Annotated in this window: 28 protein-coding genes and 4 tRNA genes; 20 read left to right on the top strand and 12 right to left on the bottom strand. The window is 75.7% G+C overall.

Annotated elements, in window-relative coordinates; translation table 11 throughout:
- Positions 1 to 79: 79 nt before the first annotated feature.
- Genes ASG36_RS12755 through ASG36_RS12745 form a run of 3 tightly spaced genes read left to right on the top strand, consistent with a single transcriptional unit; the run spans position 80 to position 2,088 of the window.
- Positions 80 to 769, top strand: a complete 690-nt coding sequence (locus ASG36_RS12755) for an IclR family transcriptional regulator (RefSeq protein WP_055764297.1) — start codon at positions 80 to 82, stop codon at positions 767 to 769.
- Between the two features lie 49 nt (positions 770 to 818).
- Entirely contained in the window at positions 819 to 1,835 is a 1,017-nt protein-coding gene (locus ASG36_RS12750) for a hypothetical protein (protein ID WP_055764294.1), read from the top strand.
- A gap of 19 nt (positions 1,836 to 1,854) precedes the next feature.
- Positions 1,855 to 2,088 carry a hypothetical protein gene (locus ASG36_RS12745; protein WP_055764291.1) on the top strand — a complete coding sequence of 78 codons (234 nt, stop codon included), beginning with the start codon at positions 1,855 to 1,857 and terminating at the stop codon, positions 2,086 to 2,088.
- An 18-nt stretch (positions 2,089 to 2,106) separates the two neighbouring features.
- On the opposite strand, the gene ASG36_RS12740 is transcribed toward ASG36_RS12745, so the two are convergent.
- The 3 genes from ASG36_RS12740 to ASG36_RS12730 form a co-directional block, all read right to left on the bottom strand.
- The gene (locus ASG36_RS12740) at positions 2,107 to 3,252 is read right to left on the bottom strand and encodes an NAD(P)/FAD-dependent oxidoreductase (protein WP_055765077.1); all 1,146 of its coding nucleotides are present in this window, start codon (positions 3,250 to 3,252) and stop codon (positions 2,107 to 2,109) included.
- A 59-nt stretch (positions 3,253 to 3,311) separates the two neighbouring features.
- Complete coding sequence (locus ASG36_RS12735) at positions 3,312 to 4,157, bottom strand: DUF1684 domain-containing protein (RefSeq protein ID WP_055764288.1); 846 nt, start codon at positions 4,155 to 4,157, stop codon at positions 3,312 to 3,314.
- Positions 4,158 to 4,230: 73 nt separating this feature from the next.
- A tRNA-Lys gene (locus tag ASG36_RS12730) sits at positions 4,231 to 4,303 on the bottom strand.
- Between the two features lie 480 nt (positions 4,304 to 4,783).
- Between ASG36_RS12730 and ASG36_RS12725 the strand changes: the two genes are divergently transcribed.
- Positions 4,784 to 6,244, top strand: coding sequence for a glycosyltransferase (locus tag ASG36_RS12725; protein ID WP_055764285.1), 1,461 nt, complete (start codon positions 4,784 to 4,786; stop codon positions 6,242 to 6,244).
- A 103-nt stretch (positions 6,245 to 6,347) separates the two neighbouring features.
- On the opposite strand, the gene ASG36_RS12720 is transcribed toward ASG36_RS12725, so the two are convergent.
- Positions 6,348 to 7,154, bottom strand: coding sequence for a hypothetical protein (locus ASG36_RS12720; RefSeq protein ID WP_055764282.1), 807 nt, complete (start codon positions 7,152 to 7,154; stop codon positions 6,348 to 6,350).
- Between the two features lie 11 nt (positions 7,155 to 7,165).
- Positions 7,166 to 7,636, bottom strand: coding sequence for a VanZ family protein (locus tag ASG36_RS12715; protein ID WP_235494928.1), 471 nt, complete (start codon positions 7,634 to 7,636; stop codon positions 7,166 to 7,168).
- A gap of 215 nt (positions 7,637 to 7,851) precedes the next feature.
- On the opposite strand from ASG36_RS12715, the gene ASG36_RS12710 reads away from it, so the two are divergent.
- The 4 genes from ASG36_RS12710 to ASG36_RS12695 all read left to right on the top strand — a co-directional run bounded on the left by ASG36_RS12710 (position 7,852) and on the right by ASG36_RS12695 (position 10,988).
- Complete coding sequence (locus ASG36_RS12710) at positions 7,852 to 8,367, top strand: GtrA family protein (RefSeq protein ID WP_200944459.1); 516 nt, start codon at positions 7,852 to 7,854, stop codon at positions 8,365 to 8,367.
- Positions 8,368 to 8,432: 65 nt separating this feature from the next.
- The gene (gene wrbA, locus ASG36_RS12705) at positions 8,433 to 9,032 is read left to right on the top strand and encodes an NAD(P)H:quinone oxidoreductase (RefSeq protein WP_055764279.1); all 600 of its coding nucleotides are present in this window, start codon (positions 8,433 to 8,435) and stop codon (positions 9,030 to 9,032) included.
- A 72-nt stretch (positions 9,033 to 9,104) separates the two neighbouring features.
- Positions 9,105 to 10,637 carry a metallophosphoesterase gene (locus ASG36_RS12700; RefSeq protein ID WP_235494926.1) on the top strand — a complete coding sequence of 511 codons (1,533 nt, stop codon included), beginning with the start codon at positions 9,105 to 9,107 and terminating at the stop codon, positions 10,635 to 10,637.
- Positions 10,638 to 10,655: 18 nt separating this feature from the next.
- Complete coding sequence (locus ASG36_RS12695) at positions 10,656 to 10,988, top strand: hypothetical protein (protein WP_055764273.1); 333 nt, start codon at positions 10,656 to 10,658, stop codon at positions 10,986 to 10,988.
- 1 nt (position 10,989) lies between these two features.
- On the opposite strand, the gene ASG36_RS12690 is transcribed toward ASG36_RS12695, so the two are convergent.
- Positions 10,990 to 11,643 carry a hypothetical protein gene (locus tag ASG36_RS12690; RefSeq protein ID WP_055764270.1) on the bottom strand — a complete coding sequence of 218 codons (654 nt, stop codon included), beginning with the start codon at positions 11,641 to 11,643 and terminating at the stop codon, positions 10,990 to 10,992.
- A gap of 144 nt (positions 11,644 to 11,787) precedes the next feature.
- Between ASG36_RS12690 and ASG36_RS12685 the strand changes: the two genes are divergently transcribed.
- The 12 genes from ASG36_RS12685 (at position 11,788) to ASG36_RS12630 (ending at position 18,855) form a co-directional block, all read left to right on the top strand.
- Complete coding sequence (locus tag ASG36_RS12685) at positions 11,788 to 12,372, top strand: hemerythrin domain-containing protein (RefSeq protein ID WP_082523056.1); 585 nt, start codon at positions 11,788 to 11,790, stop codon at positions 12,370 to 12,372.
- 81 nt (positions 12,373 to 12,453) lie between these two features.
- Positions 12,454 to 12,526, top strand: a tRNA-Glu gene (locus ASG36_RS12680).
- Positions 12,527 to 12,547: 21 nt separating this feature from the next.
- Positions 12,548 to 12,621 (top strand) — tRNA-Asp (locus tag ASG36_RS12675).
- A 47-nt stretch (positions 12,622 to 12,668) separates the two neighbouring features.
- A tRNA-Phe gene (locus ASG36_RS12670) sits at positions 12,669 to 12,742 on the top strand.
- A 101-nt stretch (positions 12,743 to 12,843) separates the two neighbouring features.
- The gene (locus ASG36_RS12665; RefSeq protein WP_055764268.1) at positions 12,844 to 13,119 is read left to right on the top strand and encodes a hypothetical protein; all 276 of its coding nucleotides are present in this window, start codon (positions 12,844 to 12,846) and stop codon (positions 13,117 to 13,119) included.
- Positions 13,116 to 14,051: an FAD:protein FMN transferase gene (locus ASG36_RS12660; RefSeq protein WP_055764265.1), complete on the top strand. Its 936-nt coding sequence runs from the start codon at positions 13,116 to 13,118 to the stop codon at positions 14,049 to 14,051. Before ASG36_RS12665 ends, ASG36_RS12660 begins: the two co-directional genes overlap by 4 nt.
- On the top strand, positions 14,048 to 14,668 hold the full coding sequence (locus tag ASG36_RS12655; protein ID WP_200944458.1) for a ferric reductase-like transmembrane domain-containing protein: 621 nt from the start codon (positions 14,048 to 14,050) through the stop codon (positions 14,666 to 14,668). Before ASG36_RS12660 ends, ASG36_RS12655 begins: the two co-directional genes overlap by 4 nt.
- Before the next feature lie 5 nt (positions 14,669 to 14,673).
- Complete coding sequence (locus ASG36_RS12650) at positions 14,674 to 15,858, top strand: NADH-ubiquinone oxidoreductase-F iron-sulfur binding region domain-containing protein (RefSeq protein WP_055764262.1); 1,185 nt, start codon at positions 14,674 to 14,676, stop codon at positions 15,856 to 15,858.
- Positions 15,855 to 16,133, top strand: a complete 279-nt coding sequence (locus ASG36_RS12645; protein ID WP_082523054.1) for a ferredoxin — start codon at positions 15,855 to 15,857, stop codon at positions 16,131 to 16,133. The genes ASG36_RS12650 and ASG36_RS12645 overlap by 4 nt, the downstream gene beginning before the upstream one ends.
- A gap of 5 nt (positions 16,134 to 16,138) precedes the next feature.
- Positions 16,139 to 16,882 (top strand): response regulator transcription factor, encoded by a 744-nt coding sequence (locus ASG36_RS12640; protein ID WP_055764259.1) that lies wholly within the window; start codon positions 16,139 to 16,141, stop codon positions 16,880 to 16,882.
- Between the two features lie 7 nt (positions 16,883 to 16,889).
- Positions 16,890 to 18,437 (top strand): cell wall metabolism sensor histidine kinase WalK, encoded by a 1,548-nt coding sequence (locus ASG36_RS12635; RefSeq protein WP_082523052.1) that lies wholly within the window; start codon positions 16,890 to 16,892, stop codon positions 18,435 to 18,437.
- 28 nt (positions 18,438 to 18,465) lie between these two features.
- A complete protein-coding gene (locus tag ASG36_RS12630; RefSeq protein ID WP_055764256.1) occupies positions 18,466 to 18,855 on the top strand; it encodes an STAS domain-containing protein in 390 nt (129 codons plus the stop codon).
- A gap of 63 nt (positions 18,856 to 18,918) precedes the next feature.
- Here ASG36_RS12630 and ASG36_RS12625 read toward each other — a convergent pair whose 3' ends face one another.
- Genes ASG36_RS12625 through ASG36_RS12600 form a run of 6 tightly spaced genes read right to left on the bottom strand, consistent with a single transcriptional unit; the run spans position 18,919 to position 25,150 of the window.
- Positions 18,919 to 20,208, bottom strand: coding sequence for a glycosyltransferase (locus ASG36_RS12625; protein ID WP_055764253.1), 1,290 nt, complete (start codon positions 20,206 to 20,208; stop codon positions 18,919 to 18,921).
- Positions 20,202 to 21,116, bottom strand: a complete 915-nt coding sequence (locus ASG36_RS12620) for a hypothetical protein (protein ID WP_055764250.1) — start codon at positions 21,114 to 21,116, stop codon at positions 20,202 to 20,204. Before ASG36_RS12620 ends, ASG36_RS12625 begins: the two co-directional genes overlap by 7 nt.
- Entirely contained in the window at positions 21,113 to 22,129 is a 1,017-nt protein-coding gene (locus tag ASG36_RS12615) for a glycosyltransferase (protein ID WP_235494925.1), read from the bottom strand. The genes ASG36_RS12620 and ASG36_RS12615 overlap by 4 nt, the downstream gene beginning before the upstream one ends.
- Positions 22,126 to 22,923, bottom strand: a complete 798-nt coding sequence (locus ASG36_RS12610) for a galactosyltransferase-related protein (protein ID WP_055764244.1) — start codon at positions 22,921 to 22,923, stop codon at positions 22,126 to 22,128. Before ASG36_RS12610 ends, ASG36_RS12615 begins: the two co-directional genes overlap by 4 nt.
- A complete protein-coding gene (locus tag ASG36_RS12605) occupies positions 22,920 to 23,891 on the bottom strand; it encodes a glycosyltransferase (protein WP_055764241.1) in 972 nt (323 codons plus the stop codon). Before ASG36_RS12605 ends, ASG36_RS12610 begins: the two co-directional genes overlap by 4 nt.
- Positions 23,888 to 25,150, bottom strand: a complete 1,263-nt coding sequence (locus ASG36_RS12600) for a glycosyltransferase (protein WP_200944457.1) — start codon at positions 25,148 to 25,150, stop codon at positions 23,888 to 23,890. Before ASG36_RS12600 ends, ASG36_RS12605 begins: the two co-directional genes overlap by 4 nt.
- Between the last annotated feature and the right edge of the window lie 527 nt (positions 25,151 to 25,677).

The raw sequence follows: 25,677 nt of genomic DNA, 5'->3' as shown, positions 1-25,677 counted from the left end.
ATCACGGTGGTGCCGGTCACACCCCCCGTCGTCCCGGAGTGGTTCCATTCCCGGAACAGGCGTGCGCGGAGGGAGACGGGTGACCGAGGACGGCGAGGGTGCTCCGGCGTCACAGACGCTGGACCGGGGCATCCGCGTCCTGGAGCACCTGGCCGCCACCCGCGAGCCGCAGTCGATCGCCACGGTCGCCGCCGCGGTGGGCGTGCACCGCTCGATCGCCTACCGACTGCTCCGCACGCTGGAGGCCCACCGGCTGGTCGAACGCGACGACGCCGGCAGCTACGGCGTGGGGCTGGCCGTCGTCGGGCTGTCCCGGTCGGTGCGCCGCACCCTGCAGGCCGCCGCCACCCCGGAGCTCGCCCAGCTGGTGCGGTCCCTGGGCATGACGGCCTTCCTCGTCGTCCGGGACGGCGACGAGGCGGTGACCGTGAACGCCGTCGAGCCCCGGGACAGCCCCGCCCACGTGGCGTTCCGGCCCGGCAACCGGCACCCGGTCGGGCTCGGCGCCACCGGCCTGGCCCTGCTCGTGCCCGACGAGCCCTCCCCCGACGACCGCACCGACCTGGTCACCGCCCGGGCCCGCGGCTGGGCGTCCACCCTCGGCGAGGTCATCCCCGGGATGCGCGCCGTCGCCGCGCCCGTGCGCCACGCCGACGGGTCGACCGCCGGGGCGCTGGCGGTCATCTTCGTCGACCAGGCGGTGGACGACGCCGTCGTCGGCGCCGCGCTGGCCACCGCAGCCGACCGGGTGTCCGCCGTCCTCGGTTGAGCCTGCCGCGGCCGGGTAGGTGCGCACCTCCCCGAGGAGAGGAACCACCGTGCGCCTGCTCGTGCTGGGAGGTGGGGGCTTCCTGGGCTTCCACGCCGCCACCGCCGCCCTCGGCCGGGGGGACGACGTCACCGTGCTGTCCCGCTCCGGGTCCTCGGTCCTGGACGGCGCCGAGGTGATCACCGGTGACCGGGAGGGCGACCTGTCCGCCCTGCAGGGCCGGGAGTGGGACGCGGTCCTGGACACCTACACCGACACCGACCTGGGCGCCCCGGCCGTGCGGCGCACCGCCGAGCTGCTGTCGGGCTACGTCGGCGTCTACGGCTACGTGTCGGGGATGAGCGTCTACGCCCCGTCCGGCAGCGCGGTCCCCACCGAGTCCGGCGCGGTGCGCTCCCCCGGCACCGAGCCCGACGACGACCCCCTGCAGGAGCGCTCCCTGGCCAAGCTGGCGGCCGAGGAGGTGCTCGCCGAGGCCTTCGACGGCCCGGCCCTGCTCCCGCGGGTCGGGATCATGGTCGGCCCCCGCGACCCCTCCGACAGGTTCACCTACTGGCCGCTGCGGATGGCCTGGGCCCTGGGCGGCACCCGCGAGGGGCCTGCGCTGGTGCCGGGCGACCCCGACCGCCCGGTGCAGTACAGCGACGCCCGGGACATCGCCGCCTGGACCGTGGGGATGCTGGCCGCCGGCCGCGGCGGGGTGTTCAACACCGTCGGGCCCGGACGCCGGGAGACCCTGGGCGAGGTGCTCGCCGCCTGCCAGGAGGCCGCCGGCATCACCTCCGGGCACGTCGAGCTGGTCTGGGCCGACGAGGACTGGCTGCGCCCCCGGCTCGCCGACCACCCCGAGGAGCGCCGGCCGCTGTGGTTCCCCGAGGACCAGATCCCGCAGGAGGCCATCGACTCCAGTGCGGCGGTCGCCGAGGGCCTGGTGTTCCGCCCCGCGGTGGAGACCGCCCGGGACACCCTGGTCTGGTCGTGGGACCACGTCGTGGCCGACGGCCTGGAGGCCGGGTTCAGCGCCGACCGCGAGCGCGAGCTGATCGAGGCCTGGCGCGCCCGCTGACCCGGCTACCGTTCCGGGCATGACGACCCCCGGCAACGAGACCACCCCGGAGACCGACGAGACCTCCCCCGCGAAGACCCCGGTCTGGTGGACGGCGGTCCCGGTGCTCGTAGGCGCCTACGCCGTCTACGGCCTGCTCCGCGGCGACACCGGGTCGATCTGGCCCTGGGGCGACCTCGTCGTCCTCGCCGTCGCCCTGGTCCTGCTGGCCCTCGTCCTCGCCCCGAAGCTCAAGGCCCGCCGCCGCCCCTGACGAGGAGCACCCTCCTCGTCAGGGCCGGGCGGCCTCCGGGACCCGGGCGGGGTCGGGGAAGGAGCGGTCGCCGAAGAGGACCGCGCGGGCCGCGGCCCGGCCGGGCGGTGTGCGCAGCAGTGCGAACCCGGCCTCGGCGACCAGCGGGGTGCGGACGGCGGCCAGTGCTCGCCGCATCGCCAGCCGGCCGCGGAACCGGGCCCGCAGCGCCGCCCCGTCGTAGTGGGCCGGCGGGCGGCCGGTGCGCAGTGCGTCGTCCAGCACCTCGACGGCGTGGTCGCTCAGGCGCAGGCACGGGTCGAGTCCGCCGGCGGTGAGCGGGGAGACCGCGCCGGCCGCGTCCCCCACGAGCAGGCCGTCGGCGCGGCCGATCCGGGCGAGGAGTCCGCCGACGGGTATGGGGCCGCCGCGTCGTTCGACGTCGTCCGGACGCCGGACGGCCTCGAGCCCGGGGGCGGTGGCCGAGAACCGGCGCAGTGCGGTGGTCATGCCGTCGGGGAAGCGGGCGGCGTACCCGGCGACGCCGACGTGGGCGTGCCGGCCGTCGTCGACCACCCAGGCCAGGTACCCGGGGGCCAGCCGCGGGTCGAGCACGCAGTGGAAGGTCGGCGTCCGGTCGTGCTCCGGGACGGCGAACACCTCCTCGGCGCCGATCAGCAGGTGCCGGTTGCGGTCCAGGCCCAGCTCGGCCGCGACCCGGGAGCGCGCGCCGTCCGCGCCGACCAGGAAGCGGGCGCGCACCCGCAGCGGGCCGGCCGGGCCGGTGAGCCGGTGCACGCCGGCGTCCCGCCCCTCGTACCGGGTGCCGAGCGCGAGCAGCACCCCAGCGGCCTCGGCGTCCCGGGCGGCGGCGAGGTAGAGCGGGCCCATGTCGCCGACCCGGAACTCGTCCCGCGGGCTGTCCAGCACCACCGGACGGCGCAGCCCCGGCGGGTACAGCGCCACCCGGCGGATGGGCGGCCCGAGGCAGGCCTCGGGCAGCGGGAAGTCGTCCAGGGTCTTGCGGACGAAGATCCCGGTGGTGCGGACGGCGACGTCCAGGGCCCGCCGCCGGTCGACCAGCAGCACGTCGTGCCCGCACCGGGCCAGACCGGTGGCAGCGCGGAGCCCGGCGAGACCGGCCCCCACCACGAGGACGTCGACGGCGATACTCGGCAGCGGCATGTGCCGACTGTCGAGCACTACCGATCGAGTGTCAATCGATGCTCATCGCGTGTCGATGACTAGACCGCGAGAACGGCGCCGTTCTCGGTGGGCACTCCGGCGCCCCGACGGGTCGGGGTCTGCTCCCCGGCCTCGACCGCGACCGACAGCCGGTTCTCCGCCGGCGGCAGCGGGCAGGTCGCGAGGTCGGTGTAGGCGCAGGGCAGGTTGACCGCCCGGTTGAGGTCCACGACCACCGCACCGTCGGCGTCGGGCTGGACCTGCAGGGAGCGGAACGCGTAGGTGCTCTGCCCGGACGTGGCGTCGGAGAACAGCAGCATCAGCCGGCCCTCACCGTGGCCGGGGAAGGCGGTGAGCGCCAGGTCCTGGCCGTCGAGGGTGAACTCGACCCGGCCGGGGGCGTCGTAGACGTGCTCCACGCCCTCGAACGCGCCGCCGACCGTGGTGGGCCGCACTGCGTCGAAGGGGACGTAGCGGCCGACGGAGCGCCAGCGGGGGTCGGCCGGGAAGGCCGGGGTGCCCTCGTGCCCGCGCAGCAGCGGTGACTGCGGGTCGCGCAGCCGGACGACGTACCGGCCGCCGCGCTCCGCGACCTCGACAGCGGCGTCGCCGGCGTGCGCCAGGACGCTCTCCCGCAGGCCCAGCTCGCCGAACGCGTGCTCGCCCACGACCGGGGCGCCGTCGACGCTCAGCTCCTCGCCGTCGGCCAGCGTGACGACGACCCCGCGCGCACCGGCGGACCACCGACCGGGCACGCCCGGCACCTCGGCCGGCTCCTCGGTCAGCCAGCCCAGGGCGATGACGGCGAGGAAGCCGTGCGGGTCGGTGAGCGTGGCCTCCTTCTGCGCGTGCCACGCCTCCCACTCGGCGGTGAAGACGTCGGTCTCGGGTGCGGTGGTGGTCATCGGTACCTCCGGTGGGGTGCAGTGCCCGTCGGAGGTGGTCAGCGCAGCCGCCGGCGCGCGTGTTCCCGGGAGGTGGGCCCCGTGGGGATCGAACCCACAACCCGCGGATTAAAAGTCCGCTGCTCTGCCAGTTGAGCTAGAGGCCCTGGCCGGTGCGAGTCTCCCAGACCGCTTCCCCGCCCAGCCGCCCGCAGGACCTGGCGTGCTCCGGCCGCATCCTGGGGGCGGAATGCGGACGCGGCACGCCCGATCTGGCCATCCCGGCCACTGGGACTCGTTGAGGCCTCAACCGGGTGAGCGGGCACCCGGTCACGGAGCGCCACGTCACAGGGCCGACCGGTGGCGTGCGCGCCGTGACTCTCCGCAGCCGTCACCTCGCGTGAGGACGACGCCGCCGTGTCACCCGCTCGGCACCGCTGTACGCCCGCTCGGGGGATGGCACGGCCACGGACGGTTACCTACGGTTCTACTTGTCACTGACGGTGACGGACGACGCCGGGGAGGCGCCGTCCACTGGGGGAGCCGAGCCCGCGGCGTAGCGGGTGCAGCACGGCTGACAGACACCGTTCCTGACTCTCGGTCATCAGCCGCCGGTCACTCTCCGGCACCATCGAAACGAGTCACGCATGTCCAGCAAGGACCTGGTCGTCCCGACCCGGCACCTCACCCAGGGCTCCGTCCTGCCCGCCTTCTCGGCCGGCGACGCACCCGTGCTCAAGGTCGCCGCCAGCCTCGGCGAGGCCAAGCGCAGCGTCTCCCGCTTCCTGCACGAGATGCGCTACCGCCCGCCGAAGCGCAAGACCGCCCGGATGCTCGTGCTCATCCCGGCGCACAACGAGGAGGCCACCATCGGCCGCACCCTCGAGGCGCTGCTGACCCAGAGCCGGGTGCCCGACCGCATCGTCCTGCTGGCCGACAACTGCACCGACCGCACCGAGGAGATCGCCCGCCGCTTCCGCGGGGTCACCGTCATGCGGACCGTGGACAACACCGAGCGCAAGGTCGGCGCCCTCAACCAGGGGTGGCGCCGCTGGCAGGCCGGCTACGACTACGTCGCCGGCATCGACGCCGACACCATCCTCGCCCCCGACTGCCTGCAGCAGCTGGAGGAGGAGCTGGCCCAGACCGCCCGCCCCGGCGGCGTGATGGCCCGCTACACCTTCGACCAGAGCCTGGGCTCCACCGCCATGGCCCGGATGCTCATCCGGATGCAGCGCCTGGAGTTCGCCTCCTGGACCATGGACGCGCTGCAGAAGAACCGGAAGACCTACGTCCTCGGCGGTCAGGCCTCCCTGTTCAGCGGCGAGGCACTGCGCAAGGTCACCGAGATGAACCAGACCCAGGGCCCGTGGGACACCACCGCCCAGGTCGAGGACATGCAGCTCACCGGCGACCTGCGCGGGATGAACTACCAGACCCTGGTTTCCACGACGGCCCGCGCCCACGCCGGCCCGATGCTGACCATGCGCTCCCTCTGGGCCCAGCGGCGCAAGTGGGACGAGGGCATGGCCCGGCTGCTGGTCCGGCCCTCGCTGAACAAGTGGACGATGACGCTCTGGAAGCAGCAGCTCTCGCTGCTGGCCAACGGCGTCAGCCGGCTGCTGTTCCTCTTCCTGCTCACCGCCTCGCTGATGGTCAGCCAGTTCGTCTGGTCCTGGATCTGGCTCACCCCGCCGGTCGTGGCCTCGATCCTGAACGCCAAGCTCGCCTGGCGGGTGCCCAACCGGACCATGGGCGACGTCCTGGCCGGGGCGCTCCTGATCCCGGTCGAGCTCTACCTGTGGATGCGGCTGGCCTGCACCACGGCGAGCTGGGCCAACGTGCTGGCCGGCATCAAGAAGGACGGCTGGGAGAACCAGGCCCGCGCCGAGCGGGGCGTCTCCAACGGCCCCGGCAAGGTCATCGCCTGGATGACCGGCATCTCCGTCGTCGTCGCCCTGGTCGTCTTCGGCTGGCTCAACGCCGGCCCGGTCTTCCAGGAGCGCGTGCTGACCGTCGGCTGGGGCGTCCTGGCCATCACCACCGTCGTCCAGACGCTCTTCATGGTCGTCCGGATCCTGCGACCGAGTCGGGGCCTCAAGCCCTGACCCCCCTGACCCCGCCCGCGTCCTCCCCCCAGCGACGCAGGCGGTGATGACCCCGGCCCCGGCCGGTCCCCTCCCCCGGGACCGCGTCCGGGGTCGGGCTCGTTCAGCCGCAGACGCGGTCCACCAGCGCCTGCAGCCGGGCCCGCTGGGCGTCGGTGAGGGGCAGGTCTGGCACCGCCTCGGTCTCTCCCACCCGCACCCGCAGCGGGAACGAGAACGGCTTCTTGGCCTCGGCCAGCACGTGCGGCTCGCAGGTCGCCAGGGTGATCCGCAGCGGCAGCACCAGCTCGCCGTCCTCCAGCGCGACCGGCAGGTCGGTCGGGGTGGCCGGCTCCAGCAGCACGCTGCGCCCCAGGGCGGTGACCTCGACGTCCTCGTCGTGCCCGGCCACCCGGGTGAGGACGACGTCGCCGGTCACGTCGTCCGGCCCGTCGGTGAGGCCGCGCACCTCGAGGGTGACGGCGGCGGCGAACTCCGCGACGGCGCACTCCTCGCCGGCCACGGTCGCCAGCGCGTCCCCTGCCAGGGGGACGACGAGGTCCTCGCTCTGCCCGCCGTGGGTCACCGTGACCCGGGCGGCGACCGGCTCGACCGGCCGCCCGCAGTCGACCGCCCCGAACGGCACCGGCAGGTCGATGGTCTGGCCGGCCCGGTACTGCGTGTCCTCGACCGTGGGCGGCCGGGCCGCGAAGGCGGGGCTCTGCAACGCGACCGCGGTGACCGTGAGCGGCTCGGCGGCGGTCAGCCGCACCTGCACCTGCCCACCGACCGCCTCGTCGGTGCGCAGCCGGACGACCTCGCCGGAGAGCTCGTCGACCGCCGGCAGCGACGGAGCGGCAGCCGGTTCCCCGGCGCTGCACCCGGCCGCGAGCAGGACGACGAGGGTCCCCAGGACCGCCGTCGCCCGCATGCCGGCCGACCCTAGGAGGCAGCGTGCGCCCGGACCACCCTCCGCCGGGCCCAGGCCGCGGTCACCAGCCCGGCCAGCACCGCGCCGGTGGTGTTGAGCAGGGCGTCCAGCGGGGACACCACCCGGTCCAGCGGCAGCCACCACTGCAGCGCCTCGATCGAGCAGGCCACGGTGAGGGCGGCAGCGAGCAGCCGGCCCGGCCGACGCAACGACGGCCAGCGGAGGACGGCGAGCACGGCCAGCGGGACCAGGAGCGCCAGGTTGCCCAGCAGCTGGGTGAGCGTGCCGGCGTCGTCCAGGCCGTCCAGGTACCAGCGCAGCTCCACGGTCGGGGCGCCCCAGGACCACCCGCCACCGGGGCCCGCAGGGGTCAACGTGGCCAGCACGACCAGGAGGACGGCCCCCACGAGCGCGACCCCCGGCACGAGACGGCCCGGATCGGCGGTCCGGGGGGCGGGCCGGGCGAGGGTCGGTGCGGTCACTCCCCCACGGTCACCCGGCGCCCCGTGACCGCCCCGGGAGGGAGCTGTGGGTCCCCTGGGCGACCCCGAGGTCGGTTGCAGGTGACAACCGTCACGGTTCCTGGCGCGCCCACCGGGAATGCACATCCGCTGCAGGGGTTGGCCACGTAAGCAGTACCGAGAGCTGTTGCGAGACCCCCGCACCGCCGAGCACCACCGCACCATCGGAGAACCCCGTGACCTGCCCGACCCTGCTCCGCCGCCACCCCGCGGTGGACGCCGTCTCCGACGCGGCGGACGAGTCGGCCCACCGGGTGCGTTCCTTCCTGCAGGGCCTGCGCGACGGCGACGCCGGCAGTGCCCAGTTCGCCCGCTTCGTCTTCGTCGGCGGCCTCTCCAGCGCCCTCTACGCCGTCCTCTTCGTCGCCCTCGACGGCTTCGGCGACCAGGCGGCCAACCTCGCCGGCGCGATCGCCTCGACGCTGCTGGCCAACGAGCTGCACCGCCGGCTCACCTTCCACGCCGACGGCCGGGTCTCCTGGTTCACCGCGCAGTGGGAGGGCGGCGGCCTCGCCGTCGTCGGTCTCGTCGCCACCTCGCTGGCGCTGGCCTTCGCCCACCAGCTCCTGGGCGACACCACCTGGCAGGTGAACGTGCTGCTGATCGGCGCCGTCACCGGGGCCATCGGGCTGGTCCGCTTCGTGGCCCTGCGCGCCTGGGTGTTCACCACCCGTTCGCTCCAGCGCGGGTAGTCCTGGGCTCACCGGGTAGGTGGTTGAGGACGCAACCGTCCTCGAGACCCCGGAGGCCTCCCCGCATGACCAAGATCGCTGTCGTCTACTACTCCTCCACCGGCAACACCCACCAGCTCGCCCAGGCCGTGGCCCAGGGCGCGCAGGACGCCGGCGCCGAGGTGCGCCTGCGTCGCGTCGCCGAGACCGCGCCGGACGCCGCACTGGACGCCAACCCGGCCTGGCGCGCGCACGCCGACTCCGTCGCCGACGTCCCGCTGGCCACCCCGGACGACATGGAGTGGGCCGACGGCTACGCCCTGGGGACCCCCACCCGCTTCGGGACGCCGTCCGCCCAGCTCAAGGGCTACATCGACACCCTCGGCGGCCTGTGGGGCACCGGGAAGCTCGCGAACAAGGGCGCCACGGCGTTCACCAGCGCGCAGAACACCCACGGCGGCAACGAGTCGACCATCCTGACGCTGTTCAACGTCTTCTCCCACTTCGGCGCCGTCATCGTCCCGCCGGGCTACACCGACCCGCTGCTGTTCGCCGCCGGCGGCAACCCCTACGGCACCTCGGCCCCCTCGGGCGGCAACCCCGACGCCGTCGCCGACGAGGTGCTGGCCGCAGCCCGTTTCCAGGGCCGCCGGCTCGCCGAGATCAGCGCCAAGATCACCTCCTGAACCACCCGCGCCCGGACGTGAGCCTGCTCGCGTCCGGGCGCGGCCCCACCAGGGGCTCACTACCCTGACCCGGTGACGACACCGCCCGTGACCAGCGACGACGTCGAGGGCGACCCGACCCCCACCCCGGCCCGCCGCAGCCGGCTGCGGGGCCCGGTCCGCTGGTTGCAGCGCATCGTCGTCGCCCTGGTCGGGGCCACCCTGGGTGTGCTGTTGTTCGCCCGGGTCGAGGCACCGATCGGCCCCTTCGACGCCACCGTCGCCTTCACCCCGGCCACCGACGGTGGGGCCGAGCTCGAGATCCCGCCGCTGGGCGCGCTCGCCGTCGACGCCTACGACGGTCCGCTCCGGCTGGACGTGCAGCTGCGCCGGGTCGACCAGCTGCGGGCCCAGGAGCTGGCCACCGACCCCGGTCAGCTCGACGGGGTCGTCGACCGGGTCAGCGCCGACCTGCAGGCCGCGGTCGTCCAGCTGGCCTGGACCACCGCCGCCGCCGGCATCGGCGGTGCGGCGCTGTTCTCCCTCGTCGCGCTGCGCCGGAAGCGGGAGCCGCTGATCGCCGTCGGGCTGTCCACCGTGCTGCTGGTCGGCACCGCCGGCCTGGGGGCTGCGACCTGGCGGCCGGAGGCGCTGTCCCAGCCGACGTACACCGGGCTGCTGGTCAACGCCAACAGCCTGATCGGCAGCGCGCAGGACATCGTGGCCCGCTACGACGCCTACCGGGCCTCCCTGGAGGACCTGGTCACCAACGTCAGCACGCTCTACTCCGCGGTGTCCACGCTGCCCGACCCCTCGGGCACCGGCGACAGCGTGGCGCTGCTGCACGTCGCCGACATCCACCTCAACCCCGCCGGGGCGGACCTGGTGGAGCAGATCGTGAGCCAGTTCGACATCGACGGCGTGCTGGACACCGGCGACATCGTCGACTGGGGCAGCGCCGCGGAGAACCAGACCTTCGACTGGATCGGCGACCTCGGCGTCCCCTACGTCTACATCCGGGGCAACCACGACTCGCTGAACACCGCCCTGGCCGTCGCCGCGCAGCCCAACGCGGTCGTGCTCGACGACTCCGCGACGACGGTGGCCGGGATCGAGGTCGTCGGCGCACCCGACCCCCGGTTCACCCCGGACAAGGACGCCATGCCCGAGACCCAGACGCTGGAGGAGACCGGCGAGGAGCTGCGTGACTTCGCAGAGACCCTCGACGACCCGCCGGCCATCGCGATGGTGCACGACCCCAAGCAGGCCCCGCCGCTGGACGGCGTGGTCGACGTCGTGCTGGCCGGGCACACCCACACCCGTGAGGTGTCGGTGCTCGAGGACGGCACCCGGCTGATGGTCGAGGGATCCACCGGCGGCGCCGGGCTGCGCGGCCTGCAGGGCGAGGACCCGACCCCGCTCAGCGCCACCGTGCTCTACCTGGACCCCACCACCGGCGCGCTCACCGCCTGGGACGAGATCACCCTGGGCGGCCTCGGCCAGTCCGAGGTGACCATCCAGCGGCAGTACGTCGAACCGCTGCCCACCGGGGACGACGAGACACCCACCGACGAGACACCCACCGACGGGACACCCACCGAGGCTCCTGCGGGCCCGACCGGCTGAGCCCTACGCTGCGGCACCATGCGCCTGACGACCCGCCCCGCCCGCCTCGCCGTCCCGCTGCTGGTCGGCGGCCTCGCCCTGGTGCCGCTGGCCGGCTGCTCGTTCACCTCGAACAACGTGTCGTGCTCGGGCTCGGAGTGCACGGCGACCCTGACCGGGGAGGGCTCGGAGGCCTCGATCCTCGGCAACTCGCTGGTGTTCGCCGGCACCCAGGACGGCCGGGCCACGCTGTCGGTCGGGGACGCCGAGGTCTCCTGCGCCGCCGGGGAGAGCGTCAGCGCCGGACCCCTGGAGCTGACCTGCACCAGCGTCAGCGACGACTCCGTGGAGCTGTCGGCCTCGCTGGGGTAGGTCAGGGGGTCTGGACCTCCACCACGACCCGCGAGGGTCCGGTGAGGGCGTAGACCCGGAACGGGGTCTCCGCGCCGAGACCCACGTAGGCCAGCGCCTGGCCCTCGAACACCGAGTCGTAGAAGACGCCCTGCACGGTCCCGGTGTCCGAGGCCGTGCCCCCGCGGGCGATCTCGGGCACGTCGGGCGCCTCGTAGGGGTTCGTGACGCCGGTCAGGGTGACCCGCAGGAACGTCGTCCCCGGCACGTCCACCGGGTCGCCGGTGCCCTCGGCCGTCGCGCTGTCGGTGTAGGCGACGTCCCAGCCCGGCACGGCGCTGCCCGAGACCTCGAAGACCACGCGGTCGAAGCCGTCGTGGGCCCCGATCCGCAGGTCGGTGACCACCGTCGGGCCCTCCCCGGCCTGCGCCTCGCCGGTGTCCGGCTCGGTGTCCGCCGGGAAGGGCGGTGCGTCGGTCGCCGCGTCGTCCTCGGTGTCGTCGGCGGGCGTGCCGGCGCTCCCGGTGGTCGTCGTCGGGGTCGTGGAACTGCTGGCGGCGGCCGGTGAGGAGCTGCTCGAGGTCTCCTCGGTGTCCCCGCCGCCGCAGCCGGCGAGCAGCACCAGCGCGGACAGCGGGACGGCGGCCAGTCCTCGGGTCAGGGCGGTGCGTGGCATGTCCCCACCCTGGCAGCCCCGATCCCGATGGCGGCCGACCGGCGCGCGGGCCTCCCCCGGGCAGGTGAGGCTGCCCTGCCGTTTCACCTCGGCGGGCACCGGGGAGGACGCACCGGCCCCACACCCCACCCCGGAAGGTCCCCCGTGCTCGACGTCACCGACCTGGTCCTCGAGGACCACCACACCATGCGCCGCCAGTTCGCCCTGCTCGACGACGTCTGGGACGACCCGCGCGCCCTCGGCATGATCTGGAAGGGCCTCGCCCGACTGCTGGACGTGCACGCCGCGTGCGAGGAGGAGGTGTTCTACCCCTACCTGCTGAAGTACGGCGACTCCGGCGACGACGACGCGACCGAGGGCGACGTCGTCGACGAGACCGACGACGCGATCGGCGACCACGACGAGATCCGGGACGCCGTGGCCGCCGCCGGCAAGGAGGAGCCGGGCACCGAGGCCTGGTGGGCGGCGGTGCGCAAGGCCCGCGAGGAGAACGACGACCACCTGGCCGAGGAGGAGCACGACGCGCTGCCGGACTTCCGCCGCAACGCCTCGGTCGAGCTGAGGGCCGAGCTGGCGCTGCGCTGGCTGGACTGGCGGTACGCGCACGACTCCGGCGAGGGCATCACCTACGACAAGGAGCCCGAGGCCTACATCGAGCAGTACCGGTCGCACTCGGTCGCCGACCCGGTCGAGCACCCCGTCGCGGCGACCTCGGTCACCCACGGCTGAGCAGCTCCTGGCTCGTCCGACCCCCTGTCCCGGGGGGTCGGGCGAGCCGTGTATGGTTCGTCCTGCCTCCAGCGAGCACGAGCCCTCATCGTCTAGTGGTCCAGGACGCCGCCCTTTCAAGGCGGTAGCACGGGTTCGAACCCCGTTGGGGGCACGCACCACAGCACAACAGCAAGGCCCTGTAGCGCAGTTGGTTAGCGCGCCGCCCTGTCACGGCGGAGGTCGCGGGTTCGAGTCCCGTCAGGGTCGCCGACCGATGTCCACGGAAAGCACCAGCCCGAGGATGCCGGCACCGGGGCCAGGTAGCTCAGTCGGTACGAGCGCTCGCCTGAAAAGCGAGAGGTCGGCGGTTCGACCCCGCCCCTGGCCACCCCACTCCCGCCGAGTCCTTCCACAGGATCGGCACAGCACCTCCACCTGGTCCACAGAGGCCGCCCCCGCAGAGTCGTCTCCACGACCTGAGGAGGACCCGTGGAGCAGACCGACCCGCTCGAGACCCGCCGCCGGGGCACCCGCCGCGTGCGGGCGGTGACCGCGTCGCTGGCCGGGGCGGCCGTCGTCGGCACCGGGGCGCTCGTCGTCGTGGTCGCCGACCAGCACCCGGCTGCCGCGTCCTCGTCCACCACCACGCAGGTGCCGGCCGACGCCGACCGGCCCACCGTCCCGTTCGGCGGCCCGCCCTCGACCGGACTCGGCCAGGCGGCCCCCGCCGGCGGCGGCTCGCACGCCTCGAGCGGTGGCTCGTGACCAGCACCCTGCCGGCGCGCACCGTCGCGACGGCGGACTGGGAGGCCTGGACCTGCCGGGTGCGGCTGGCCGTCACCGACCCCGCCGCGCTGGACGAGGCCCGTGAGCTGCTCGTCGACGACCTGGCCACCGTGGACCTGGCCTGCAGCCGGTTCCGCCCGGACGCCGAGCTGGCCCTGCTGGACGGCGCGCAGGGCCGCTGGGTGACGGTCAGCCCGCTGCTCACCGAGGCCCTGCAGGTGGCGGTGCGGGCCGCCCGGCTCACCGCCGGGGACGTCGACCCCACCGTGGGCGGCGCCATGGCCGAGCTCGGCTACGACCGGGACCTCGACCGGATCGACCCGGGCGCGGTGCCCGGCGTCGTCCACCCCGTCGCCGGCTGGCAGACCGTCGAGCTCGACGTGCCGGGCAACCGCGTCCGGGTGCCGGCCGGGGTCCGGCTCGACCTGGGTGCGACCGCCAAGGCCTGGACCGCCGACCGGGCCGCGGCCGAGATCACCCGCCGCACCGGGGCCGGGGTGCTCGTCTCGATCGGCGGGGACGTCGCCGTGGCCGGGCCCGCCCCGGAGGGCGGCTGGAGGGTGCGGGTCTCCGACGTCACCGGGGACCCCGACGGCCCGGCGCCGGCGGGCTCGGCCGTGGTCACGCTGACCGACGGCGGGCTCGCCACCTCCAGCACCCGGGCCCGGCGCTGGCTGCACGGGGGCGTCGAGGTGCACCACCTGCTGGACCCGCGCACCGGGCTGCCGGCCCGGTCGGCCTGGCGGACGGTGAGCGTCGCCGCGGGCAGCTGCGTGGACGCCAACACCGTCAGCACCGCCTGCGTCGTCCGCGGGCACCGGGCCCTGCCCTGGCTGCGGGAGCTCGGCGTCCCGGCCCGACTCGTCACCGAGGACGGCGACGTGCTCACCGCCGGGGGGTGGCCGGCGTGACCGCGCTGACCGACGGCGCCTTCCTCTGGTACCTCAACCGGGCCACCGGGCTGGTCTCGCTGCTGCTGATGACGGCGACCGTCGTGCTCGGCGTCGCCGTCCAGCGGCAGGTGCGGCTGCCCGGTCTGCCGCGCTTCGGCGTGGTCGGCCTGCACCGCAACGTGTCGCTGGTGTCGGCGGTGCTGCTGGTCGTGCACGTGGTCAGCGCGGTCGTCGACTCCTACGTGAGCATCGGCTGGCTGGACACCGTCGTCCCCTTCGTGTCGGGCTACGAGCCGTTCTGGGTCGGCCTGGGCACGCTGGCGGTCGACCTCACCGCGCTGGTCGTGGTGACCAGCCTGCTGCGCGGCCGTAACCCGGCCCGCGTCTGGCGCGGCGTGCACTGGACCTCCTACGCGCTGTGGCCGCTGGCCTTCCTGCACGGGCTGGGCGCCGGCACCGACCTCGGGTCGGGCTGGGTGCTCGCCGGCGCGCTGGCCTGCGCCGCCGCGGTGGCCGTCGCCTCGACGGTCGCCGCCACCGGACGGCTGCGTTCCCGGCCCCCGCTGGAGCGGGCCCCCGCCGCGCTGGCCGCCGTGTCCGCCGGCCCCTCCCCCGCCCCCTTCCGGAACAGGTGACCCCCGTGAGCGCACCCCCGATCACCCGCGGTCTGCTCGGCACCGGTGACCCCTCGCTGGGCGCCCACCTCGCCGCGCACGGCCCCCTGCCCACGCACGGCGACCCGGTGCTCGCCGCCGCCGGGCTGACCGGCCGCGGCGGCGCCGGCTTCCCCACCGCCCGGAAGCTCGCCTCGGTCCGGGATGCCGCCCGTGCGGCGCGCACCCCGGCCGTCGTCGTCGGCAACGGCGGGGAGGGCGAGCCCGCGGCGGCCAAGGACGCGACCCTGCTGGCCCGCTCCCCGCACCTGGTGCTGGACGGCCTGGCCCTCGCCGCCCGGGCGGTCGGCGCGGACACCGCCGTCCTGGCCGCCGGTCACCACCAGCTGGCCGGACTGGACCGTGCCCTCGCCGAACGGGGCGACCGCGGCCGGGTGCGGCTGGTCGGACTGGCCGACCGGTTCCTGGCCGGGGAGGAGACCGCGCTGGTCGCCGCGGTCGAGGGCGGCCCGCCGCTGCCCCGCGGCAAGAACCCCCCGGTGTGGCAGCGCGGGGTGCGGGGTCGGCCCACGCTGGTGCAGAACGTGGAGACGCTGGCCCGCCTGGCGCTGCTGGCCCGTGGGGAGTCCGCTGCCGGGCACACCCTGGTGACCCGGCACGGGCACACCGTCGACGTCGCGGAGGTGCCCCTGGGGGCCCGGCTGGGCGACGTGCTGACCGTGGACGCCGGCGTGCAGGCCGTGCTGGTCGGCGGGTACCACGGCAGCTGGCTGCCCGCGCTCGTCGCGGCCGGCGCGACCCTGGACCGCGACGGGCTGGCCGTGCACGGCGCCGCGCTCGGTGCCGGGGTGCTCGCCGCGCTGCCCGCCGACCGGTGCGGGCTGCGGGAGAGCGCGACCGTGGTCGGCTACCTGGCCGCCCAGTCCGCCGGCCAGTGCGGGCCCTGCCTGAACGGGCTCCCCCGGATCGCCGCCGCCCTGGACCGGCTGGCCCGCCCGGGACCGCCCCCGGCCGGCCTGCTGGACGACGTCGCCCGCTGGTCGGGCCTGGTCGTCGGCCGCGGCGCCTGCAGCCACCCCGACGGCAGCGTCCGGTTCGTGGCCAGCGCCCTGCGGGTGTTCGCCCCGGAGCTGGCCGCGCACGGCGCGGGCTGGTGCACCGCGTCGTCGTCGGCACGGCCGTTCCTGCCCGTGCCCGCGGTGACCCGGTGAGCGACCGGCTGCGGGTGGACCCGATCGGCTGCCAGGGGCACGGCGTGTGCGCCGAGCTGCTGCCCGAGGCGATCGCCCTGGACGAGTGGGGCCACCCCCTGCTGGCCTCGGGCGCGCTGCCCGACGACCTGCGCCGTCCGGCCCGGCGTGCCGTCGCGGCCTGCCCCGCACGCGCCCTGCACCTGGACCGTGCGGCAGACTCCGGGCGCTCGGCAGGTCGACAGACACCTCCTGGGGTGCTCACAGGGAACGCGCAGGGAGGGCTCGCACAGTGACTGCCATGACCGCGACGATCCCCACCTCGACAGGCTCCCGGGCGCAGCTGACCCGACCGGACGGCAGCGCCCTGCGGGTGCTGGTCGTCGACGACGAGCGCTCCATCTGCGAGCTGCTGTCCATGGCCCTGCGCTACGAGGGCTGGGACGTCAAGACCGCCTCCGACGGCACCGAGGCCGTCAAGGCCGCCCGGGAGTTCCGCCCGGACGCCGTCGTGCTCGACGTGATGCTGCCCGACATGGACGGCCTCGAGGTGCTGCGCCGGGTGCGCGCGGACCAGCCGCTCGTGCCGGTGGTCTTCCTGACCGCCAAGGACGCCCTGGAGGACCGGATCGCCGGGCTCACCGCCGGCGGTGACGACTACGTGACCAAGCCCTTCTCCCTCGAGGAGGTGGCTGCCCGGCTGCGTGGCCTGCTGCGCCGCACCTCCCGCGTGGTGGCCGACGACGGCCTGCTGGTCGTCGGCGACCTGACCCTGGACGAGGAGTCCCACGAGGTCACCCGCAGCGGCGACGACGTCCGGCTCACCGCCACCGAGTTCGAGCTGCTCCGCTACCTGATGCGCAACCCCAAGCGGGTGCTGTCCAAGGCCCAGATCCTGGACCGCGTGTGGCAGTACGACTTCGGCGGCCAGGGCAACATCGTCGAGCTCTACATCTCCTACCTCCGCCGCAAGATCGACGCCGGTCGCTCCCCGATGATCCACACGCTGCGGGGCGCCGGGTACGTGATCAAGCCCGCCGTCTGACCCCCGAGTGACCCCTCCCGCGCCCGCGACGACTCCCCCCGGCCACCGCCGGCGGCTGTCGTTGCGGGCGCGGTTGCTGGTGGCCTTCCTCGTCCCGACGCTCGTGGTGCTGGCACTGGTCGGGGTGGTCTCCACCCTCACCCTGCGCCACCAGCTGGTCAGCCAGGTCGACGAGCGACTGGCCGCCGCGGACTACCGGGCCACCGAGACAGCCCAGGGGTACGGCCCGCCCAGCGGCGCCCCGCAGGGCGGCGACGAGGACGGCGACGGGGACGGCGACGAGCCGGACTTCCTCGACGTCCGCGGCCAGGGTGCCGGCACCCTCACCGCGACGGTCGTCGACGGGGAGTGCACCACCTCCACCGTGCTCGGCGACCGGTTCGCCACCACCACGCTGACCGCCGCGCAGGGGTCGACCGTGGCCGCGGTCGACCCCGGCAGCGGCCCGCGCACCGTGGACCTGGGCGGGGACCTGGGCGACTACCGGGTCGTCGCCAGCCGGACCCCGGACGGCGACGTCATCGTCACCGGGCTGCCGCTGCAGGGCGCCAACCAGGCGCTGCGGATCCTGGTCGCCGTCGAGGTGCTGGTCGGCCTGCTCGGCCTGGTCGCGGCCGCGCTGGCGGCCACCGTGGTCATCCGGCGCACGCTGCGCCCGCTGGACCGGGTCGCCGCCACCGCCACCCGGGTCTCGGAGCTGCAGCTGGCCACCGGCGAGGTCACGCTGGCCGAGCGGGTGCCGCCCGGGGACACCGACACCCGCACCGAGGTCGGCCAGGTCGGCACCGCGCTGAACCGGCTGCTGGACCACGTCGAGGGCTCGCTCACCGCCCGCCAGGCCAGCGAGACCCAGGTGCGCCAGTTCGTCGCCGACGCCAGCCACGAGCTGCGCACCCCGCTGGCCTCCATCCGCGGGTACGCCGAGCTGGTCCGCCGCCAGCACACCGACGTGCAGCCCGAGGTGGGGCACGCGCTGCGCCGGGTCGAGTCCGAGGCGGTGCGGATGTCGGTGCTGGTGGAGGAGCTGCTGCTGCTGGCCCGCCTGGACGCCGGGCGCGACCTGTCCCTGGGCGAGGTGGACCTCGCCGCCCTCGTCGTCGACACCGTCTCCGACGCCCACGTGGCCGGCCCCGACCACCACTGGCGGGTGGACCTCCCCGACGCCGGCGTGCTGGTGCCCGGCGACCCGGTGCGGCTGCACCAGGTGTTGGCCAACCTGCTCGCCAACGCCCGCACGCACACCCCCGAGGGCACGACCGCGACGGTCCGGCTGCGCACCGAGGCCGGCTGGGCCGTGCTCCAGGTGGTGGACGACGGTCCGGGCATCCCCCCGCAGCTGGTCGCGCACGTCTTCGAGCGCTTCGCCCGCGGTGACTCCTCCCGCTCCCGGCAGGCCGGCTCCACCGGCCTCGGCCTGGCGATCGTGGACGCCGTCGTCACCGCCCACCACGGCACGGTCTCGGTGGCCAGCGAGCCCGGGCGCACCGTGTTCACCCTCCGGTTGCCGCACGCCACCGAGGTCGCCCGGGAAGCCGACCCGGAGTCCCTGGCGTGATCGCCGGACAGCCGGGTAGGGCTGGCACATGACGAGCCCCGACACCCCGCCGTCCGAGAGCCCCGCCGACGCTGCCGTCGACGCCGCCCCCGAGGTGTCCACGTCGACGCCGTCCCCCGGCGTGACCTGCGTGACCGTCGTCGGCGAGCTCACCGCCGAGGCCCGCAAGCCGCTGATCCGGGTGGTCACCGACCTGCTGCTCGGCGACCAGCCGCCCAAGAAGATGCAGCTGGACCTGCACGGCGTCACGTTCCTCAACTCCGCGGGGCTGTCGACCGTGGTCCAGGTGCACCGGATGCTCGAGGGCCGCGGCTCGGAGCTGCAGCTGCTGGTCGGCACCACCGCCGTCGCCCGCCCGCTCCAGCTGTCCGGCCTCTGGCACCGCTTCCAGATCGTCGACGGCCGCCACACCCCCTGACGCGATCCCAGAAACCGCGGTTTCTGGGGCGCTCCCCAGCCCCGGAAACCGCGGTTTCTGGGATCAGAGGCGGGGGAGGTGGTGGGCCAGGTCGGGGTGCGGGCCGGGGGGCTGCGCGTCGGGGACGACGTCGGCGGTGCCGAAGAGGGCGTCCAGCGGGAGGTCCCAGCGGGCGGCCCGGCGCAGGGCCCGGGTGGCCGACACGGTCACCACGGCGCCACGCACCTGCCCGACCCCGCCCGGGCGCACCCGCTCGACCAGCGCGGCCAGCCCACCGCGGGCCCACAGCAGCGGCTCGACGAGGTCGACCTGGGTGCGGCAGCGGGCCAGCACCGCCGGCGGCGGGTCGCCCGCGTGCACCCTCGGGTCGCCGTCGAACAGGTCGGCAGCAGGCGTCCAGACCTGGACGTCCAGGCCCGACGCCAGCACCGACCGGACGCCGAGCACGGTGGCGTCGTCGTCAGCACCCGGCGCCACCCGGACGACGACGTCGGGGTGCGGCCACCAGCCGCCCACGCCGCGGGCCGCCGGGTCGGGCAGCAGCCGGGCCAGCGACCGGGTCTCGGCGTTCTTCTCCCGGCGGGCGGCGACCGGGTCGTCCCCGCGCAACCCCCAGTCGGGCCCGTCGTGCCAGGCGACCGCCCGCTCGCGGTGGGCCAGCACCGCGCCGGCGGTGACCAGCCGGTGGGCCAGCTCCCAGTCCTCGCCGCCGTAGCCGCCGAAGGTCTCGTCGAAGCCGCCCACCTCGGTGAACAGCTCGCGGCCCACGCCCATGACGGCGCTGATCACGAACCGGTAGGAGCGGTCGTCGGCGTCCAGCAGCGACCCGGCCTGCCGCAGCCAGGCGGGTTCGGTGAGCTCCTCGGGCGCCGGACCGCCGGCGAACCAGGCGTGCAGCCGCTCGGGGGTCCAACCGGCGAGGTCGGCGTGCCGGCGGCGGCCGGTGACCAGCGCGTCGGGGAGCAGGGCGGGCAGCGCGGCCAGCTCGGCGACGTAGCCCGGCTCGGGCACGGTGTCGCCGTCCAGGAAGAGCAGCACGTCGCCGTCGGCGGCCCGGGCGCCCAGGTTGCGTGCGGCGGCGGCCCGGAACCCGCGGTCCTCCTGCCGGACGACGGTGACCCCGGCCGGCACCCGCGGCGGCTCGGGCGAGCCGTCGTCGGCGACCACCACCTGCAACCGGGAGGCCGGGTGGGTCTGCCCGGCAAGACCGGCGAGCACCAGGTCCAGCTCGGCCTGGGCCCGGTAGTACGGCACGACGACCGACACGGTGGGCGGCTGCGCCGGCACCGCGTCGGCGAGCGGGGACCAGTCGTTGCCGGCCACGACGTGCCGGCCGTCGGGGAGGGTCAGCACGCGGCAGCCCAGACGGCCCGGTAGGCCGCGACCGTGCCGGCGAGGTCGGCGCCGGTGGGCGTGCCGGGCGCCAGCCAGGTGGAGGCGGGGTCGGCGAGTGCGGCGGCCAGCGCGGGCGCCAGCTCGTCGTAGAGCGTGAGCGTGCCGGGCAGCCGCGCGGCGACCTCCCGGGTGTAGGCCACGTCGGGCACCAGCGGCCGGCGTCCGGCGGCCAGCCAGCTGCCGATCGAGCCGGACGCGCTGACGTGCCGGTGCGGGGCCAGCGGCACCGAGGCGGCACGCAGCCGGGCGGGCAGCTCGGCGTCGGGCACGTAGCCGGTGACGGTGAGCGGGCCCAGCGCGGACAGCTCGGCAACCAGGTCGTCGTGCCCGTCCGAGGGCCGGCCCAGCGCGGTGAGCCCCACGCCGTCCGGCAGGGCGCGCAGTGCCTCGTCGTGGCCCTTGCCCGGGTAGAGGAAGCCGAGGACGACGACCTGCCCGTCCGGCTCAGGCAACGGGCCGGCGGGCAGCGTCATCACCGGCAGCGGGACGACGACCGGGGTGCGGTCGGAGAACGCGGCGAGCCGGGCGGCCTCGTGGTCGCTGTTGACCACCACGGTGGCCGCTGTCGCCACGACCGCGGCGTAGGCCCGGGCCCGGCGCTGCTGGAGCACCGAGCCGTCGTCGGGCGGCACGTCGTGCAGGGTGACCACCAGTGGGCGGCCCAGCCCGGCCGCCGCCGCGGTGAACGCCTCGGCGCTGGCCTCGGCGGTGGGGGCGAACAGCCGGTCGGTGTAGTGCACCTGCACCACGTCGACGTCGGCCGGACCGGGGGCGACCAGCGGTCCCCCGTCGCCCTCGGCCACCTCGCGGGCGTACCGCACGACGCCGTGCTCGGCCGGCCCGACGAGCAGGTGCCCGACCCTCACGAGCTGGTGCGGTCCGCGGCGACCCGGCTGTAGACGTGGGCGTGCACCCGGCGCAGCTGGGCGCGCTGCTCGGCCCGCCAGGCGGGGTCCGCACGCGGCGGCCAGGGCCGGGTGACCGCGACCAGCACGGCGCCGGTGAGCGAGGCGGTGTCCAGCCCGCGGACCTCGTCGTTGCCGTAGGTGACCACGTCGGACCACTGGTCGGCGTAGTGCCCGCAGGTGGGTGCCACCACCCGCGTGCCGACGTCCCGGCAGGCCTCCAGCCAGCCCGAGTGGGTGCCGAACCGGTGCGGCAGCACCGAGACCGCGATGGACTGCAGGTAGGCGGTGAGCTGGTCGTCGTCGTAGCGGCCGTGCACCGCGAGCTCGTACTCCCCGCGCTCGGCGCCGGCGACCAGCCCGGGCACCCGGGCCTCGAGGTCGACGTCGTCGTGCACGTCGACCCGCAGCCGCCCGCCCCCGGACACCGCACCCGACGCGGCCGCCCGGACGACGTCCAGCGGGTCGAGCAGGTTGGTGCGCAGCGACTTCAGGTGCACCCCGACCAACCGGGGCTCCCGACCGACGTCACGCAGCGGGGTGACCAGGCCCGGGTGCGCGACGACGATGCAGCTGCGCTGGAACCGCTCGGCGATCTCGTCCGCGGCGCCCTCGGTGAGGGTCAGCACCACCTCGGCGGCACCGAGGAGGGCGGCCAGGTGCCGGTCGTGCCGCTCCCGGGTGGAGTGGTGCGGGTTGCGCAGGTCGTGCACGGTCACCACGAGCGCGACGCGGCTGCGCCGGACCGTCTCGGTCCAGGCCAGCATCTCGTCGGGGGTCAGTCCGTCGAAGCCGAAGTGCAGGTGGACGACGTCGACCTCGTCGGCGTGCGCGGCCAGGTACGCCGGGTCCAGCCACGGGCTGGGCGCCCAGGGGTCGCCGTCCGGCGGCGGCGGGCCGACCCGGACGACCTCGGTCGGCAGCACCGCGTCGAGGTAGGGGTGTGCGTAGGGGACGGTCGCGACCCGGATCACGCGGCCACCCACCCGTCGTCGGTCTGCCGCACCAGGCCCCGTTCGGCGAAGGCGTCCAGCCAGCCCTGCATCGGCCACCAGCCCCACCGGTCGGCGAAGACCCGGCCGTTGACCAGCACGTCGTCCAGGTGCTCGACCGGGGGGCGGGACACCGGGTGGTGCTGGTGGAACGCCGCGGCGCCCCCGACCCAGCGCAGCGGCACCCCAGCGGCGTGCGCGGTCTCGGCGAAGTCGGTGTCCTCGCCGCCGTAGCCGGCGTAGGCCTCGCAGAAGCCGCCCAGCCGGGTCCAGGTGCCGGTGGTCAGCGCGAACGACAGCGACCAGAAGAGCCGGTGGTCCGCGGCGGTCTCCACCGTGCCCTCGGCGGGCACCGGCCGGGCCGGGTGCGGGTCGGCGAGGGTGTGCAGGGTGGCCAGGTCGTAGCCCGCGGCGGACGGCGGGGGCAGGTAGCTCACGGGTCCCGAGTCGAGCACACCGTCCTGTGCGACGGCTGCGTACCGGGCCACCAGCGTCGGCGCGGGCACGCAGTCGACGTCCAGGAAGACCAGCAGCTGCGCGCCGTCGGCGATCGCCGCGGCCGCCCCGGCGTTGCGGGCCGCGGCCAGCGGGAGCCGGTCGGCGGCGGGCAGCTCGACCACGGTGGCCCGGTCACCGACGGCGGCACGCACCCCGTCGTCCCCCATGGCGACCACGACGTGCCGGTCGGCCGGGCGGGTCTGCGCGGCGAGCCCGGCCAGCTGCAGGGCGAGGTGGTCATGCCGGCCGTGCACGACGGTGACGACGGCGGTCCTCATCGCCGCGCCACCTCGGTGACGACGGCAGCGGCCCGCAGCGCGGCGTCCCCGGGCGACCAGCGCTCCCAGGCCCCGCCCCCCAGCTGCTGCGCCCGGGCGAGCAGTCCCGGCCACTCCTCGGCGGCCGGCCAGACGGGCAGGCCGACGGCGATGCCGGTGTCGTGCAGTGCCTCGGTGGTGCGGTGCTGCTCGCGGAAGGGCCGGTCCTGGGCCACCACCACGGCCGGACGGCGCGCTGCCGCCACCTCGGCCAGGGCGTTCTGCCCGGCGTGGGTGACCACGACGTCGGCGGCCGACAGCAGCGGCCACGGGTCGGCCGACCACTCACCCGGGCCACCGAGCACGGTCCAGGTGAGCTCGGGGGTCGCGGCCCGCAGCGCGTCGACGTCCGCGGCGGTGACGGCGCTGCCGCCGCCGCCGGCCAGCAGCACGGCCGTGCCCTGCGCACGGGGGGCGGGCTCGCGGCCGTCGAACCGGGAGACCGCACCGACGTGCACGGCCTTGTCGCCGTACTCGGCCAGCCACGGCGGGTCGAGCACGTCCTGCGGCCAGAAGGCCAGCACCCGGTCGGCCACGGTGTACCCGGTGGTGTGCGGGGTGTCGGTGCGGTCCCCGGGCATGGCGGTGACCACCACCGGCACGCCCATCAGCCGCAGGAAGACGCTGACCTCGACCGACACGTCGACGACCACGACGTCCGGGCGTTCGCGCTCGACCCACGCGGCCAGCCGGGCCATCCGGGCGCGCATGCCGTCGTGCCCGCGGGGCGCCCAGTGCAGGGCACCGCCGGCGGTGACCTCCTCGGCCGGGTGCGCGTCGTCGGGGTCGAGCTGGACCCAGTCGGCGAACGGCGCGCCCGGCGAGGGCAGCGAGGACAGCCCGACCACGGGCTGGTCCAGCGCGGCCGCCACCACGGTCGCGCGGTGCAGGTGACCGCGGCCCTGGTGGTGGACGTACCAGCCGATCACGGCGCCGCCGTGACGCCCGCGCTCACCAGCGACGCGTAGAGCTGCTCGTACCGGGTGACCATGGTGTCCACCGAGCAGTGCGTGCGGGCCCGCTCGCGGGCGGCGGCCCGGGACAGGCCCTCGGCCTCCGGGATGGCCGCGGCCAGCGCGGCGACGTCACCGGCGGGCACCAGGCGACCGACCGCGGGGGTCAGCACCTCGGGGATGCCGCCGCGGGCGAACGCGACGACCGGGGTGCCGCAGGCCAGCGCCTCGGCGACGACCAGGCCGTAGGGCTCGTCCCAGCACGGGGTGACCAGCGCGACCGAGGCCCGGCCGACGGCGGCGGCCAGCTCGTCCTGGCCGAGGTGCCCGAGGTGGGTGACCCCCAGGCCCAGGAAGGGCTCGATGGTCCGCTCGAAGTAGCCGTGGTCGATCACCGGACCGGCGATCTGCAGCTCCCGGCCGGCGGCCAGCGCGGCCTGCACGGCGAGGTGGGTGCCCTTCTCCGGCACGATCCGGCCCGACCAGATCAGCGGCCCGCCACCGGGGCCGGCGACCCAGCGGGTCAGGTCGACGCCGTTGGGGACGACGCCGACGGGCTGGCGGACGCCGGCCACCCCGGACCAGGCGCGCGCGGTGTGCCCGCTGACCGCGACCAGGTGCACCGGGGACGGCGTCCCGCTCTGCAGCGCCGACTCCAGCCACGGGGTGGGCGGGCAGTGCAGCGTGGACACCATCGGGACCCGCAGGGCCGGGGCCATCGCGATCGGCAGGTAGTGCAGCGAGTGGTTGTGGACCAGGTCGAAGTCGTGCGCGCGGGCGCCGGTGAGCTCCATCATCAGGCTCAGGTAGGCGTGGTGGTCCTCGAGGAAGACCTCAGGGCCCATGCTCACGTCGGCGCGGGCGGCCGGGCTCACCTCGACGGTGCGCACCGGCAGGCTCTCGGCGCCCAGGCTCGGGTCGGACCCCGGCCCGGCGAACAGCGTCACGTCGTGCCCGCGGGCGGCCAGGGACCGGGTGAGCTGCCAGACGTGCGCCTCGAGGCCGCCGGCGAACGGCTCGGCGATGGGGAACCGGCTGGACGCGATCAGCGCGATCCGCAGCCGTCGGCCGGGCTCGGCCGGGGCGACCGGCAGCGAGCTGACGGTGTGCAACCGGGTGGAGCGGCGCGGGCGGGGCAGGGTGGCCAGGCCGGAGGAGCGGCGGCCGCGGCCCTCGGAGGCCGGCCGGGTGGTGGAGAGGGGGTCCTGCTGCTGGGACACGGGGTTCTCGGACACGGACGGGCGACACCTCCAAGCGGGGAGCACCCGCGCAGGACCGGTGGGTCCGCGGGGTGCGGTGGGTGGCGGTCTGGCCCCGCTTCATGAGGCGACGACGCGGGCCCGGATCACCGTCCGCTGCGTCATCGGACCGAACGGCCCTGATCTTCACAGACGGGGGGGCCCCCCGCGACCCCAGGTCGCGTGCGATGTACCACCGGCCCGGTGTGTGGTCTGCGTAACCGCCTCTTCCGGGGGGTGCTGATGATCACGGCAGGCGGTCGCGGGTAGCGGTTCGGTAGCGTTCCGCCACCGACCGGGGACGTCTGGGCCTCCTGCGCCACCCCGGTCCCGTCGACGAGGGGGAACCGTGACCGAGCGCGGGGACGACCGCACACCGGGTGGACAGCCGGGCGGCTGGGGCGCCCAGCGCCCCGGCGGCCCGCAGGGGCCCGGTCCCCACGGGCCCGGCCCCCAGGGCCCGCAGGGGCCCGGTCAGCAGGGTCCCCAGGGGCCCCCGCCCGGTCGTCCCCCGGTGCCGCCGT

The organism is Geodermatophilus sp. Leaf369, from assembly GCF_001424455.1.
In the GTDB taxonomy this organism is placed as follows: Bacteria; Actinomycetota; Actinomycetes; order Mycobacteriales; family Geodermatophilaceae; genus Klenkia.
The sequence above is the reverse complement of the archived record's forward strand: the minus strand, read 5'-3'. Positions and strand labels throughout refer to the sequence as shown.

Coding starts and splice junctions, on each gene's coding strand:
- wrbA (WP_055764279.1), top strand. CDS start 8,433: ATGACCAAGATCGCTGTCGTCTACTACTCCTCCACCGGCAACACCCAC.
- ASG36_RS12690 (WP_055764270.1), bottom strand. CDS start 11,643: ATGCCACGCACCGCCCTGACCCGAGGACTGGCCGCCGTCCCGCTGTCC.
- ASG36_RS12720 (WP_055764282.1), bottom strand. CDS start 7,154: ATGCGGGCGACGGCGGTCCTGGGGACCCTCGTCGTCCTGCTCGCGGCC.
- ASG36_RS12725 (WP_055764285.1), top strand. CDS start 4,784: ATGTCCAGCAAGGACCTGGTCGTCCCGACCCGGCACCTCACCCAGGGC.
- ASG36_RS12695 (WP_055764273.1), top strand. CDS start 10,656: ATGCGCCTGACGACCCGCCCCGCCCGCCTCGCCGTCCCGCTGCTGGTC.
- ASG36_RS12610 (WP_055764244.1), bottom strand. CDS start 22,923: ATGAGGACCGCCGTCGTCACCGTCGTGCACGGCCGGCATGACCACCTC.
- ASG36_RS12735 (WP_055764288.1), bottom strand. CDS start 4,157: ATGACCACCACCGCACCCGAGACCGACGTCTTCACCGCCGAGTGGGAG.
- ASG36_RS12630 (WP_055764256.1), top strand. CDS start 18,466: ATGACGAGCCCCGACACCCCGCCGTCCGAGAGCCCCGCCGACGCTGCC.
- ASG36_RS12640 (WP_055764259.1), top strand. CDS start 16,139: ATGACCGCGACGATCCCCACCTCGACAGGCTCCCGGGCGCAGCTGACC.
- ASG36_RS12745 (WP_055764291.1), top strand. CDS start 1,855: ATGACGACCCCCGGCAACGAGACCACCCCGGAGACCGACGAGACCTCC.
- ASG36_RS12740 (WP_055765077.1), bottom strand. CDS start 3,252: ATGCCGCTGCCGAGTATCGCCGTCGACGTCCTCGTGGTGGGGGCCGGT.